Here is a 13,775-nt window from a genome sequence, read left to right as displayed (position 1 = left end):
CGGCAGCAGCAACTTGGGCCCCTCGACGACGAACCAGATCGTGACGCCGAACTCCTTGCCGGTTTTGCGCCCCTTGTGAGTGAGTCGCAGCGTGTGCGCATTCGCGACTCGCGCGAGCCGTTCCTGGGTCATCGATGCCATCCCGGGATTCTCCGCACTAGGCGAGATTCGAGGCAAGCGCGCCCCGTCCCGTTGGCCAACGTCTTGCTCTCTATTCAGTCCAACACCGCGCGGCGGCTCACCGTGTCGCATCTTCGATACACGGCGACCCGCACGCGGACAGAGACATCGACCGTGTGTCTCAAGACTGAGTCCAAAAGGGGAGGCAAAGTGAAGAAGCTTGGTTCGATTTTGACATCCGCTGCCGCGGGTTTGCTGATGATAAGTGCAGTCAATGGAACCGCGATGGCGAGTTCGGTTACCGAGGCCGGCGAAACTCTGGGTCTCGCACTCGGTGCGCCGCTGCCGGTCGGCTTCTACTTCCTGGACACTGCCAGTTACATTCATCGCTCGGGTCAGCCGGACATCGATGCGGCAGTTAACATTCCGGTTCTCGCCGTATCGACGCCTTGGACAGCGTTCGGCGGACGAATCGAGGCCTACGCCGCATTTCCGGAAGACATGCTCAGCGTCGGAGGTCAGTCGTCGTCGGGCGCATATAACGACGCGCTGCTGGTCGGTGAAGCTTGGGATCTCGGACACGGACTCAACTTCAGCGACTTCGTCGGCGGCTACGCACCGATGAACGCGGGCGGCCTCGCCACCAACGCGTGGGTATTCAACGAGCGCGCGGCGATGACCTATTTCATCGACGGATGGGATCTCACTTCGCACATGATTTACGGCCTCGTCGGCAAAGATGTGAAGACCGATCAGCAGGTCATGCCGAATTATCTCAACTACGATCTCACTGCCGTGAAGACGATCGGGAAGTGGTCGATCGGACCGGTTGCGTACGGCTCGGCGGACCTGAGCAGCATCAGCACCGCATACACGGAACAGAGCCAGATCGCGATGGGCGTGATGGTCGGTTACAACATGGGCCCGGCCAAGTTCGACTTCTACATGACCCACGACGTCTATCAGTCGGGCTACACCGGCGAGGACACGCGAGCCTTCATCCGCTGCACGGTTCCGCTGAAGTTCGGTAACGACTAATTAGCTTCCGGGGCGAAGTGAGCATTACTCACTTCGCCCTCGTTTCCGGCTGAACCGGTTAGTCAGATTTGATAGACGAACAACTTTTCCTGCTTGGGTCGCAGAAAGACGCGCGCACCCGGTGATAGCGCCAGTTCTTCGAAACGCTCGTGCCCGACATCGACCTGCACGGAGTCGCCCCATTCGGCGACCAGCTCGACTTTAACCTGGGGTCCCGCCGGGTTGATCGAGGTAACGATCGCGGGGAAGCTGGGCCTGCCATTCGGCCGCGGAATTATCTCGATAAGATGCGGGCGCAGCGCAAGCACGGCCGTGCCGGTAGCGCCTTCAACGCGGGGACCGGTGCGATCGATTTCGACGGGAGTGTCGCCGATATAGACTCGTCCATTTTCGATCCGGCCGCGAAACAGGTTGACGTTACCGAGAAAGTTGTGAACGAAGGGGTTCGCCGGACGATGATAAACTTCATCGGCGGTACCGATCTGCTCGATCTTTCCGTTGTTCATCACCACGACCCGATTTGCGAGCTCGAGTGCTTCTTCCTGGTCGTGAGTTACGAAGACGCTGGTGATCCCGATCTCCTCGTGCAACCGCTTCAGCCATCGCCGCAGTTCCTGGCGCACTTTTGCATCGAGGGCGCCGAACGGCTCGTCGAGCAATAGCAATTTCGGTTCGACTGCGAGCGTGCGCGCGAGCGCGACCCGCTGACGCTGCCCACCGGATAATTGCGAAGGATAACGATCGCCGAGGAAATCGAGCTGGACGAGTTTCAGCAGATCATGTACGCGGCGCGAAATTTCGGCTTCGACGGGCCGTTCAGCGCGGCGCTTGACGCGCAGTCCAAAAGCGACGTTTTCGAAGACCGTCATGTGACGGAAAAGCGCGTAGTGCTGGAAGACGAAGCCGACGTGCCGCTCGCGCACGCCGAGGCTGGTTGCGTCTTCGCCATGAAACCTCACTTCGCCGCGATCGGGAGTTTCGAGTCCCGCTATAATCCTCAGCAGCGTCGTCTTGCCCGAGCCCGACAGACCCAACAGCGCGACCAGCTCTCCGTTCTCGATGTTTAAGTTGATATTGTCGAGCGCAACGTAGTCGCCGAAGGTTTTGCGGATATTAGTCAGTTCGATACTCATGCGGCTGCTTTATTCTCCGGGACGTCCTGTTCGAATTTCTTGACCGGCGCGACACGGCCTTCCAGACATCGCTTTGCGACCAGGGTTGCTATCGCGAGCAAGGTCAATAGAGAAGAAACCGCAAACGCCGCGGCAAATTGATAGTCGTTGTAGAGAATCTCGACATATAAGGGCATCGTGTTGGTGTAACCGCGCACGTGACCAGACACGACCGAGACCGCGCCGAACTCGCCCATCGCGCGCGCGTTGCAAAGCACGAGGCCATAGAGCAAGCCCCATTTGACGTTGGGAATCGTGATGCGTAAGAAGCTTTGCCATCCGCCGGCACCGAGCACGATCGCAGCCTGCTCCTCCTCGCTGCCGACGGCCTGCATGATCGGAATCAGTTGACGCGCGGCGAGCGGAAACGTGACAAATATAGTTGCCAATACAATCCCGGGCTCGGCGAAAATGGTCTTGATACCGTGATCGTAAAGCCACGCTCCGATCGGGGTGCGAACTCCGAGCAGCAGCACAAATAGCATTCCGGCAATAACCGGTGAAACAGAAAATGGAATATCAATCAGAGTGACTAATAGCTGCTTGCCGCGAAACTCGAATCGCGTGATCGCCCACGCCGCGGCAAGACCGAAACTCACGTTGAGCGGCACCGCTATCGCCGCTGTCATCAGCGTCAGCCGGATTGCAGACAGCGTTTCGGCATTTGAGATTGCTGCGAAGTATTCGCCTGTTCCCTTGCGCAGCGCTTCGATGAATACGGCGATCACGGGGAGGAACAGGAAGAGGCCAAGAAACAGGAAGGCGACCGTGATCAGCGCAATGCGCACCGCCAGCGGATCGGAAGTCGCACTGCGTCGAGTCGGCGCAGACTCTGCCCCGGGAAAGCCGGAGTAGTTGAAGGCGTAGAGTTCGCTTTCGTCCCCCATCACGTCACCATCAGGCGCCGGCCGGCAATTTTCTGCAGGCCGTTGACCAGCAGCAGAATCGAGAAAGCAATTATCAGCATCACGACCGCGATCGCGGTCGCACCCGCATAGTCGAATTGCTCGAGCTTGCTCATGATCAGAAGCGGCACAACCTCAGTACGGAACGGCATGTTGCCCGAGATGAAAACGACCGAACCGTATTCGCCGAGCTCGCGCGCGAATGCGAGCGCGAATCCCGTCAGTTGCGCGGGAACGAGGGCCGGAAGAATCACCTTGAGAAAAGTCTGAAGGCGATTGGCGCCCAGCGTTGCAGCTGCCTCTTCGTATTCTTTATCGAGGTCTTCCAGAACCGGCTGTAGCGTGCGCACAGTGAATGGCAAACCAACGAACGTCAGAGCGACGACGATACCCAATGGCGTGTACGCGACTTTGACGCCGAGCGGTTCGAGCCAGGCTCCGATCCAGCCGTTACTCGCATAGAGCGAGGTCAATGTGATGCCGGCGACTGAGGTCGGCAGCGCAAATGGTAAATCGACCATCACGTCGATCAAACGCTTCAGTGGAAATTCGTAGCGCACCAGCGTCCAGGCCACTACGAATCCGAAGACAGAATCGATTAGGCCGCCTGCGAGCGCGGCGCCGAAACTGAGCTTATAAGCCGCTATCGCGCGGGGCGCGAGGACGACAGTCCAGAACTGTATCCAGCTAAGCGACGCGGCTTTGAAGAAGATTGTCGAGATCGGGATGAGTACGACGATACTCAGATAGAGCATCGTGTAACCGAGCGTAAGCCCGAACCCCGGCAATACTCTGTCGCGCCGTTTCATCGCAATCGACCGGCCGGTTTGTCGAACGCAGACTCGAAGCTATGAAAACCCTTCTCCCAAAGCGGAGAGAGGACGGCGCTCACGAACCCGGCGCTGCTGTCGCCTCTCCTTATCCCAGGAGGGGGTGAGGGAGAGGTTGAGCGCAACGCATCGAGAACACCTATGTTTCCTCCGGGCCGTGAGGTTTCTGGACTAACGCTGACGAGAAACGCGCGAGGCTTGCTTGGCGCCAGCGTGTAACCTCTCCTTTGCCCTCTCCTAGGATAAGGAGAGGGTTCAGAGAGGATAAAAAGACGGGGCTGACGATCAGTATTCATCGAGTCGCTATTTATTTGCTTGATAGATCTGGTCGAAGATTCCGCCGTCGGCGAAGAACTTGTTCTGCGTGGTGGTCCATCCGCCGAATTGCTCATCGATGTTGAATAGCGGCAGATTCGGAAATTGGCTCGCGTATTTCGCCGCGATTTCCTTGTTGCGCGGGCGATAGAAATTGTGTGCGATTATTTCCTGGCCTTCGGGCGTGTATAGGTATTGCAGGTACGCCTTTGCCAGTTCAGTGGTGCCGTGGCGATCGGTGTTTTTGTCTACCCACGCAACGGGAGGCTCGGCCAGCACGCTTATCGATGGCACCACGATTTGGAACCTGCCCTTGCCGACCTCCTTCACCGCCATCAACGCTTCGTTTTCCCATGCGATCAGCACGTCGCCGATGCCGCGCTCAACGAAGGTGGTCGTGGAACCGCGCGCGCCGGAATCGAGTACGGGAACGTTTTTGTAGAGCGCGGTCACGAACGCGCGCGCCTTCGCATCGTCACCGCCGCTCTTCTTGAACTCGTAGCCCCACGCGGCGAGGAAATTCCATCGCGCGCCACCGGAGGTTTTGGGATTCGGAGTGATTACCGAGACGCCCGGCTTCGTCAGGTCGTCCCAGTCATGAATACCCTTGGGGTTGCCCACGCGCACCAGCAGCACGATCGTGGAGGTGTACGGGCAACTATCGTTCGGCAGCCGCTTCTGCCAGTCGGCCGGCAGCAGTTGGGCCTTGTCGGCGATCGCATCTATATCGTACGCGAGGCCGAGCGTGACAACGTCAGCCTCGAGGCCATCGATCACGGCACGCGCCTGTTTGCCCGAACCGCCGTTCGATTGATTTACGGATACGTCGTTGCCGGTTTTTGTCTTCCAGTATTTTGCAAACGCGGCGCTGTATTCCTGGTACAACTCGCGAGTCGGATCGTACGAAACGTTGAGCAGCGTTTGCGAGGCCGCATACGCGCGGCCTGCGATGACAATACCCGCCGCCGCAAGGGCGGCGGCGAGTATCTTTTTCAGATTCGATTTAAGCATTGATGATTCCGGTTCCTGATAGTTCCGAGTTAGTAGCGGAACTCGAGGTTGAGGTAGAAGGCGTGAACGTCGGTTGGAACGGCATTACTCACACTGAACGGCGGACTCGCCTTGGTGAAGGTAGTGAAGTTGGCGAGTTCCGAGGCCGGCACAGTGAACTGGCCGTGATAGTAGAGAAGATTCTGACTATCCAGTGCGATCCGCAGATTCTTGTTAACCTTCCATTCGATCCCACCCACCCATCGCTCGAAATCAAGCGGGTTCTTGGTGACCTTGGTGTTGGGCTGAAACCAGCTGTAGAGACCGAACAGATCGAACGGAGTCTCCGGAATGTCCCAGTGACCGAACAGGTCGACGCCCTGCTGAACGGTGTTGCTGGGATTCTGGAAGATCCCAACCATCTTCGCCCACGGCCCGTATATAGATGTGGGCGCCGGCGATACGAAGCTCGAGCTGAACGCGTCAACCGGAGCGGCGCCGTTGAAATAGCTACTCGCGTTGAATGCGTTATGACCCCAGTCGTACTGGGCGGCAAGCTGCCAGCTATCGCCCTGATAGGAAACGGTCAGCGCGGATCGGACGATGTGTCCGTTCGCGCCGGCATTGAAAGCCAGCGGCGCAGACGAAGTCGCCGCCAGTGTGCGATCGGGCGCATAGGTATTGGGGTACGCGTATTGATAGAACCCGGTGAGCCCCAGCCCCTGGAACTGCGATTTTGCACCGAAGGGATACACGGAAACGCGGCCCATTACCTGCTTCGTGCTGCTGGCGTCATACTGCTTGTAGGTGCCGTTGTCGAAAGCGCCGACTTCGTAATCGATATACTGCTTCTCGTGGAACTTGATCGGTCCGCCGAGGCGCAGTCCAATCGCCGCCGAGCTTAGGCCCGCATAGTTCCATGGCGAAAGTGTGACGTAGCGGTAGCCCCAGAGATTTTCTTCCCAGGTGATAAATGGGTTCTGCTGGATGCCGAAAGTGAGTACATCTTCCTTGGCCGGTTCGAATCTCAGAACCTTTCTGAAAAAGGTCTTGTAATCGAGATATGCATACTTGATTCGAACGCCCTCGGAACCGTCGAGGTTTGAGTTAACGGCGCTCAGACGGCCGATCTTGTCAGGCTGCGCAGTGCCAAATTGCTTATAAAGCTCGGGCGTAAGCCGCAGGCTCAGATCCTCGCTCGGCGCGAATCGCGTATCGAGGTAGGCACGCGTGATATCGAACGAATTCCATTCGTTGTTGCCGGGACCAGGCGTGTAGATGTTCTCGAGGAACTGCGGGCCCCAGCCGGTATGCGTGTACATCGACCAGTCGCCGTAAACCAGGGTGCCGACGGAAATTTTCTTGTACCAACGGTCGCCGAAATCGCGCCATGCCGGGTACATGTCGGAAACTTCTTTCGAGATTTCGGCGTTCCACTGGCGCTGTTGTTCCTGCTGCGCTTCGAACTGCAGGGCGAGCGCGCGCTGCTGCTGAGCGAGTTGAGCCTGCGTCTTCGCCTCGATATCGCGCTCCATCTGGGTCGCGGACTTGATCTGGCCGAAGGTACCGAGCGGCACGCGTCCCGGTCCTGCCTCGGTATAGACGACCTTGGTTTTCGGATTCACGAAGAGGTTGATCGCAGGCGCCGCGGACTGCCCCCAGGCCCGCGTCGAGAGCATGCAAATCATCGCCAGCAGTAGAGCGGTTATGATCTGGCGAAAGGGCCGCGCAGTCGCAGCGGCCGGGTGTGGCAACGAATGATTTGCCATCGAAGAGACTCCTCATACTTCTGGAACCTCCGGATGTCCGGCCAGCTCGCGGTTTGTGCATCACGGCTCTCAGGCGCCGAATCCTTCCCCGGTTCAGCGCTCCTGCCAAAAAACCTCGCGCTAAAAGCGCGACGGCTTATCGAAGCGAAACTTTTCCTTGCGTTCGATCTGAACTACCCGGGAATCCTGGATTACGATCTCGACGGCTCCAAAGCGCACGCCGCGAATCGCGCTGGCGATGCGACTCAGGATCTCGTCCGCGCCGGGAGCATCGAATTCAGGTCTTCGGTCTATGCGCAGCTCTGGCTTCATTCCATCATCCCCATTGAGTCTATTTAGTTAGTAGACTAATGCTCCAAAAAAATTTTCAGATCGAATAGGCGAACGATTCCTTGCCGGTCACCGCCATCTCGACTCGATGCAGCATGTCGTCGAGCGTTGTCGAATCGAGAATTTTCGCGGTCGCGTCGCGCACCTCTTTCATCACCATCCTGATGCCGCAAGTGCGCTCGTCGCGGCACTCGCGGCACCGCATGTAAGCGGTCTTGCTCACGCAGGGCAGCGGGGCAAGCGGACCATCGAGAATCCGTACGATCTGCCCGACGCTGATCTGCCGAGGCGGGCGGCCCAGGAAATATCCACCCCCTTTGCCCTTCTTGCTCTGCAGAACCCCCTGGTTGCGGAGCTCGAGCAGGATGAGTTCGAGGAATTTCCGCGGAATCCCCTCGCGCTGCGCGATGTCCGAGATCAGCACCGGCCCCTGCCCATACTCCTTCGCCAGTACCATCATAGCCTTGAGCGCATACTTGGTCTTCTTCGAAAGCATCCTATCGGCTGGCTAGACTAAAAGGCTCCTCCTTCGCAGTCAAGGCTCCGGCGCAACTTTTCTACCGATTCCGCCGCTTAGTGATACTTGGCCATCAGTTTCGCGTAATTGTCGAGCATCGGCAGCACGGTATCGCGCGGCGCAGGCGGCAGCGCGAAGATGAGCCGCTCCATCCCGAGGTCGAGGAACTTCTTGAGGCTCTCCTCGCTGGGACCGACGCCGAACATCGACACCGACTTGTGCTTCGTGCCGGCCTTCTTTTCGGCCTCGCGCAGCTTGGCGATACTCGCGGAGAAATCAGCGCGCGGGAAGTTGATCGGCATCCATCCATCGCAATACTCGGCTACGCGCTCGAAGGATTTCGGCGATTGCGAGCCGAGCAGGACCGGCGGCCCGCCTGCCTGCACTGGCTTGGGATACGACCAGATGGGATCGAAGTTGACGAACTCGCCGTGGAACTCGGCTGCTTCGTTGCTCCAGATCTGGCGCATCGCGAGGACTTTTTCCTTGACGATTTTCCAACGGCGCTTGAACTGCGCGCCGTGGTTTTCCATCTCCTCGACGTTCCATCCGGCGCCAATTCCGAGCTCGACGCGCCCGCCCGAGATCAGGTCGAGCGACGCGACTTCCTTGGCGAGCGTGATCGGATCGCGCTCGATAACGAGGCATACGCCCGTGCCGAGCCGGAGCTTTTTCGTCACCGCTGCGGCGGCGCCCAGCGCCACGAATGGATCATGCGTATGCCAGTATTCCTTCGGCAGCTCGGTGCCGCCGGGGAACGGCGTCTTGCGCGACGCCGGAATATGCGTGTGCTCGGGAAAGAACATCGACTCGAAGCCGCGCTCTTCGGCCGCGACGGCGAGCTCGATGGGCTGGATCGCGTAGTCGGTGGGAAACATCGAGATTCCAAACTTGGCCATGGGTCGATCCTCCTGCGAGTCATCGTTTAGCGCTTTCGATTCATCGCGCGCAATCGCGGGCTGGGTGGAACCGTCGCTAGGCAGTCGGCAATGCGTCAACTAAGATTCAGGTGCCGACGATTCAGATGTGATCGCAACGCGATCGAGACCGAGGCAAGGAGACATTCGATGAAAGTCATCGTGGATTTGAAACTTTGCGAAGGGAACATGCGATGCCAGGAATCTGCGCCCGAAGTTTTCGAGGTTGGTGACGACGACAAGGCTCGAGTGCTGATCCAGAACCCGTCCGGCGCCAACCAGGAGCGGGTCAAGCTCGCGGCGCGGCTCTGCCCGCGCCAGGCGATCACCGTTGAGAATTAGCCAACAGGCCGTCGCCTCGCGATCAACGACAAGGCACAATCAGGCAGACAATCCGGGTTTCCGGAGCGAGCCGTAAATGCAAACCCAAGAGCATCAGTTCTCACCGAGCAACATCAACATCATCGGACCCGACCATTACGCGAAGAACGGGTACCCGCACGCGGAGTGGGCGTATCTCCGCAGGCACAAGCCGGTCTTCTGGTGCGAATGGCCGCACACCGATCCGTTCTGGGCGATCACCAAGCACGCCGATATCGTGCAGATCTCCAAGCAGCCGAAGCTCTTCATCAACTCGAAGCGGCTGCTGGTCTTCGTTCCCGATCAGCCCTCCGACGAAGAGCCGGTGCCGCCCTTTCGTCATCTGCTGAACATGGATCCGCCTGAGCATGGCGACTATCGCACGATCGTCAGCCGCCGCTTCACACCGCGCGCGGTGCGCGAGCTTCAGCCCGAGATCGAGCGCGTCACGCGCGAGGTCCTCGACAAGCTGGTGGGGCGCACCGAATGCGATTTCGTCATCGATATTTCGTCGAAGATTCCACTGGCAGTTATCGCCGAGCTGCTCGGCGTTCCGCATCAGGATTGGGACCGGCTGTTCCGCTGGACCAACCAGGTTATCGGCGGCGGCGACCCTGAGTTCCAGGAGGGCGGCTCGCAGGACGAGACCTTCGACCAGGCGCGGATGGAGCTTTTCAACTATTTCACCGAGATGGTGAACAAGCGCATCAAGAATCCGACCAACGACATCACCAGCATCGTCGCCAACTCCACGGTGAACGGCGGTCCGATGCCGCAATTCGAGATGCTCTCGTACTACCTGCTGCTCGTCGTCGCCGGCAACGAAACGACGCGCAACGCGACGACCGGAGGCCTGCAGGCGCTGATCGAAAATCCCGAGCAGTTCCGCCGCCTCCAGAAGGATCCGTCGCTGATCAAAACCGCGGTCGAAGAGATCGTGCGATGGACTTCGCCGGTCATCCAGTTCACCCGCACTGCCACCGAAGACACCGAGATCCGCGGCCAGAAAATCCGTGCCGGCGAATCACTCTGCCTCTTCTATCCGTCAGCGAATCGCGACGAGGAAGTATTCGAAGATTCATTCAAGTTCGACGTCGGCCGCACGCCCAATCCGCATGTCGCGTTCGGCATCGGCGAGCACTTCTGCCTCGGCGCCAACCTCGCGCGCCTCGAGCTCGAGGTGATCTATCGCCAGCTCATGGAGCGCCTCGAATACGCGGAGCTGAACGGCCCCATCGAGCGGCTACGCTCGAGCTTCGTCGGCGGCATCAAGCATATGCCGATAAAGTTCAAGCTGAAGCCCGCCGTGCAATAGCTCGACAGAGTGATTAGATTGAAAGGCCGGAGGGCGCGATGCTCTCCGGCCTTTTCTTTTGGCGCTTGCGCCGGGCTTGCGCAACGAACTTCTGTTCGAAGCGTCTCTTCCGCGTAACCTGGCGCGGTTTCTCAACATCGAATCGACGGCGGAAAAATTAGAACGATTTCGCCGGCGGAAAGAACGGAATCCGATGATTGCTATTCGCAAAGCTCCGGAACGGGGAAGGACCCACCTCGATTGGCTCGACAGCCGCCACTCGTTTTCATTCGGCGACTACCACGACCCGCAACAGATGGGCTTCCGCGATCTGCGCGTGATTAACGACGATCGCGTCGCGCCGGCCGGCGGTTTCGCAACCCACGGCCACCGCGACATGGAAATCGTTACCTACGTCCTCGACGGCGAGCTCCAGCATCGCGACAGCCTCGGTAACGGCTCGGTGATTCGTCCGGGCGAAGTGCAGAGGATGTCGGCGGGCACGGGAATCATGCACAGCGAATTCAATCCGTCGCGCGATAAGCCGGTGCACTTCCTGCAAATCTGGATCTTGCCGGAAAAAGCAGGGCTCAAGCCGGGCTACGAGCAGCGTTCGTTCGATCACGATTCGTCACGCGGCAAGTTTATCGAGCTCGCATCGCGGGATGCTCACGGCAACGAGCTCACGGTGCATCAGGATGTGGAGATTTCGGTTGCGACGCTCGCCGCTGGAGAATCGGTCGCGAAGCAGATCAAGCCGGGACGCTTCGGATGGCTACAGGTAGCGCGCGGCGCGGTCAGGCTCGGCGATTCGAGGCTCGGCGAAGGCGACGGCGCCGCCATCAGCGATGAATCAGGACTCGAGCTCAAAGCTCTCGAACCGGCGGAACTTCTGTTCTTCGACTTACGTTGAATTGAACATCAACTTGACGGCGGTGCTTCGCCGCGCCGCCGCCGCTGAGGATAGCGATGAACGACAACGAAACTTCAACCACAGTCGCATCCGTTGAATCACCAGCGGAAGCATCACGCTCGAATAACTCCGGCGCGCCGAGTTCAACACCGAGCTCGTATCGCGATTACGACAGCTCTCCGTTCGACTCCGGCGCGATATTGCCGGTGCAGTTCTTCGGCGCGCTGAAGAAGCAGGATGATCGCATCATCCCATATAAGCGGCTGCTGATGGCCGTGCTCGAAGACGCGGTGCGATGCTTCCAGGCCAATGTCGGCGCACCCAACGCTACGCGGCGCCGGCTCTTTTACGAAACCGACCAGTGGATTCAAAACGATTCCGCCGATGGTCCATTCTCATACGTCGCCGTGTGCGAGACGCTCGGCATCGACCCTGCGTATCTGCGCCGTGCGTTGATGGACTGGAAATCGCGGCGCATTGCCGGCACGGTGCGGCGGCCGCTGGTGCGGCGTTCACCGGTAGTCGTCACGCATCGCGTGAGCGCGCCGCGTGTGAGGAATCGCAAACCGCGGACTCGTCGCGCTAACTAGTGTCGCCTGCCGCGTCGCCGCAGATAGCGCCCGAAGTTCACTCCAAACCTTCGGAACAGCCATCGCCTTCGCATGGAGCGGGCGGAACGCTCGCTCCGTTGCATCACACGATCTTTCTTGCGCTGCTCGCCACTGCATTCGCGTCCAACGTCGGCACCTGGATCCAGGACGTTGGCGCGTCATGGCTGATGACCTCGCTCGCGCCGTCGCCCGTGATGGTTTCGTTGATCCAGACCGCGGTGAACCTCCCCTACTTCCTGCTGGCGCTTGTGGCGGGCGCGCTCGCCGATATTGCCGACCGCCGCCGCCTTCTCATCGTCGCGCAATTCTGGATGCTCGCGTCGGCGGGCACGCTCGGCGTCCTGTCGGTGTTTCATCTGACCACGCCGTGGATGCTGCTCGGACTGAGCTTCTCGCTTGGACTCGGCGCGGCACTCAACGGTCCCGGATGGCAGGCGATCGTGCCCGAGCTGGTCGAGCGCGACGAGATTCGCGAAGCGGTCGTGCTCAACAGCATGCAGTTCAATGTCGCACGCGGTATCGGCCCTGCGATCGGCGGCCTGATCGTTTCGGCGTGGGGCTCCGGCGTCGCGTTTCTCGCCAATGCTGCCTCGTTCATCGGCGTGATTGGCGTGCTGATGTCGTGGCGGCGCACGCCGAAAAAAAGCATGCTGCCCGCAGAGCGCGTCGCAGGCGCGGTGCGCGCCGGGCTGCGCTACGTTCGCTTCACGCCCGCGCTCAGAGCGGTCCTGCTGCGCTCGTTTCTATTCGCAATCGGCACCAGCGCGATGTGGGCGGTGCTGCCGCTCGTCGCGCGTGTCGAGCTCCATCTCAGTGCCACAGGATACGGAATCCTGGTCGCGTTTTTCGGCGTCGGCGCGGGAATCGGCGGATTCGTGCTGCCGATGATTCGGCGCGCACTCTCAATCGATTTGGTCGCGATGAGCGGCGGCGTGCTGTTCGCCGCCGTCAACGCAACTATCGCATCGACCCATGATGTTCACGTCGTGTGGCTCGCGACGATGGGCGCCGGCTTGGCATGGGTCGCCACCACGACAACATTCAACAGCGCAGCGCAGATGGCGCTACCGTCATGGGTGCGGGCGCGGGCGCTCTCGATGTACCTGCTCGTAATCCAGGGCGGTCTCGCGCTGGGCAGCGTAGGATGGGGCTTTCTGGCATCGCAAATCGGCATTCGCGGCGCACTCGATTACTCTGCTCTCTTCCTCGCCTGCTGTCTCACGTTCGTGTGGCGCTTCTCGATCAGCGATGCGGAGCATTTCGATCCGAAACCATGGGTGCACTGGCAGATGCCGGTGACGCATGAGGAGATCGATCCGCAACGCGGCCCGGTCGCGATCACGACCGAGTTCCGGATCGATCCGCGCCGAGCCGCCGAGTTCGAGCGCGCAATGCAGGCGCTCGCGACGATCCGCCGCCGCGACGGCGCGATGGCCTGGAGTATTTTTGTAGATATCGCCGACCCCGGCCGCTATCTCGAGACATTCGTCGTCGAAAGCTGGGGCGAGCACATGCGCCAGCACTATCGCCTGACCGTCAGCGATAGCGAAACGGAACTCTACGTCCGCTCCTTCCATACAGGCACCGAACCCCCAGTAGTAACTCACATGCTGGCGCCGCCGATGCGCTAGCGAATAGTCAGTCGCAAAGATACTCTGCAAATTCCAAATTGCAGATTGCACATTCCTTATCCC

The 13,775-nt window shown here is 59.6% G+C and carries 14 protein-coding genes; 6 read left to right on the top strand and 8 right to left on the bottom strand.

The genetic code is table 11. From position 1 onward, the window contains the following. Window positions 1–405 precede the first annotated feature (405 nt). Window positions 406–1,158 carry a transporter gene (locus VMA09_13905; protein HUA34697.1) on the top strand — a complete coding sequence of 251 codons (753 nt, stop codon included), beginning with the start codon at window positions 406–408 and terminating at the stop codon, window positions 1,156–1,158. Window positions 1,159–1,220: 62 nt separating this feature from the next. Here the strand turns inward: VMA09_13905 and VMA09_13900 are convergent, their stop codons facing one another. The 8 genes from VMA09_13900 to VMA09_13865 all read right to left on the bottom strand — a co-directional run bounded on the left by VMA09_13900 (window position 1,221) and on the right by VMA09_13865 (window position 8,885). Beyond that, window positions 1,221–2,291, bottom strand: a complete 1,071-nt coding sequence (locus VMA09_13900; protein HUA34696.1) for a sulfate/molybdate ABC transporter ATP-binding protein — start codon at window positions 2,289–2,291, stop codon at window positions 1,221–1,223. Then, window positions 2,288–3,217 carry a sulfate ABC transporter permease subunit CysW gene (cysW, locus tag VMA09_13895; protein ID HUA34695.1) on the bottom strand — a complete coding sequence of 310 codons (930 nt, stop codon included), beginning with the start codon at window positions 3,215–3,217 and terminating at the stop codon, window positions 2,288–2,290. Before cysW ends, VMA09_13900 begins: the two co-directional genes overlap by 4 nt. Then, window positions 3,217–4,044 carry a sulfate ABC transporter permease subunit CysT gene (gene cysT / locus VMA09_13890; GenBank protein HUA34694.1) on the bottom strand — a complete coding sequence of 276 codons (828 nt, stop codon included), beginning with the start codon at window positions 4,042–4,044 and terminating at the stop codon, window positions 3,217–3,219. The genes cysW and cysT overlap by 1 nt, the downstream gene beginning before the upstream one ends. A 324-nt stretch (window positions 4,045–4,368) precedes the next feature. Next, window positions 4,369–5,391: a sulfate ABC transporter substrate-binding protein gene (locus VMA09_13885; GenBank protein HUA34693.1), complete on the bottom strand. Its 1,023-nt coding sequence runs from the start codon at window positions 5,389–5,391 to the stop codon at window positions 4,369–4,371. A 29-nt stretch (window positions 5,392–5,420) separates the two neighbouring features. Continuing rightward, the gene (locus VMA09_13880; protein ID HUA34692.1) at window positions 5,421–7,139 is read right to left on the bottom strand and encodes a hypothetical protein; all 1,719 of its coding nucleotides are present in this window, start codon (window positions 7,137–7,139) and stop codon (window positions 5,421–5,423) included. Between the two features lie 120 nt (window positions 7,140–7,259). Continuing rightward, window positions 7,260–7,451, bottom strand: coding sequence for a DUF2292 domain-containing protein (locus VMA09_13875; protein ID HUA34691.1), 192 nt, complete (start codon window positions 7,449–7,451; stop codon window positions 7,260–7,262). 55 nt (window positions 7,452–7,506) lie between these two features. Beyond that, complete coding sequence (locus VMA09_13870; protein ID HUA34690.1) at window positions 7,507–7,965, bottom strand: Rrf2 family transcriptional regulator; 459 nt, start codon at window positions 7,963–7,965, stop codon at window positions 7,507–7,509. A gap of 77 nt (window positions 7,966–8,042) precedes the next feature. Beyond that, window positions 8,043–8,885 carry an LLM class F420-dependent oxidoreductase gene (locus tag VMA09_13865; GenBank protein ID HUA34689.1) on the bottom strand — a complete coding sequence of 281 codons (843 nt, stop codon included), beginning with the start codon at window positions 8,883–8,885 and terminating at the stop codon, window positions 8,043–8,045. A 168-nt stretch (window positions 8,886–9,053) separates the two neighbouring features. On the opposite strand from VMA09_13865, the gene VMA09_13860 reads away from it, so the two are divergent. From VMA09_13860 to VMA09_13840, 5 genes are all read left to right on the top strand, one after another. Further along, on the top strand, window positions 9,054–9,245 hold the full coding sequence (locus VMA09_13860) for a ferredoxin (GenBank protein ID HUA34688.1): 192 nt from the start codon (window positions 9,054–9,056) through the stop codon (window positions 9,243–9,245). Between the two features lie 76 nt (window positions 9,246–9,321). Next, window positions 9,322–10,578, top strand: a complete 1,257-nt coding sequence (locus VMA09_13855; GenBank protein HUA34687.1) for a cytochrome P450 — start codon at window positions 9,322–9,324, stop codon at window positions 10,576–10,578. 193 nt (window positions 10,579–10,771) lie between these two features. Beyond that, window positions 10,772–11,470 (top strand): pirin family protein, encoded by a 699-nt coding sequence (locus VMA09_13850; GenBank protein ID HUA34686.1) that lies wholly within the window; start codon window positions 10,772–10,774, stop codon window positions 11,468–11,470. Window positions 11,471–11,526: 56 nt separating this feature from the next. Beyond that, window positions 11,527–12,060 (top strand): hypothetical protein, encoded by a 534-nt coding sequence (locus tag VMA09_13845; protein ID HUA34685.1) that lies wholly within the window; start codon window positions 11,527–11,529, stop codon window positions 12,058–12,060. After that, the gene (locus tag VMA09_13840; GenBank protein ID HUA34684.1) at window positions 12,060–13,712 is read left to right on the top strand and encodes an MFS transporter; all 1,653 of its coding nucleotides are present in this window, start codon (window positions 12,060–12,062) and stop codon (window positions 13,710–13,712) included. Before VMA09_13845 ends, VMA09_13840 begins: the two co-directional genes overlap by 1 nt. Window positions 13,713–13,775 lie beyond the last annotated feature (63 nt).

Source organism: Candidatus Binataceae bacterium, from assembly GCA_035508495.1.
In the GTDB taxonomy this organism is placed as follows: Bacteria; Desulfobacterota; Binatia; order Binatales; family Binataceae; genus JASHPB01.
This window is presented reverse-complemented; position numbering and strand designations above follow the sequence as displayed.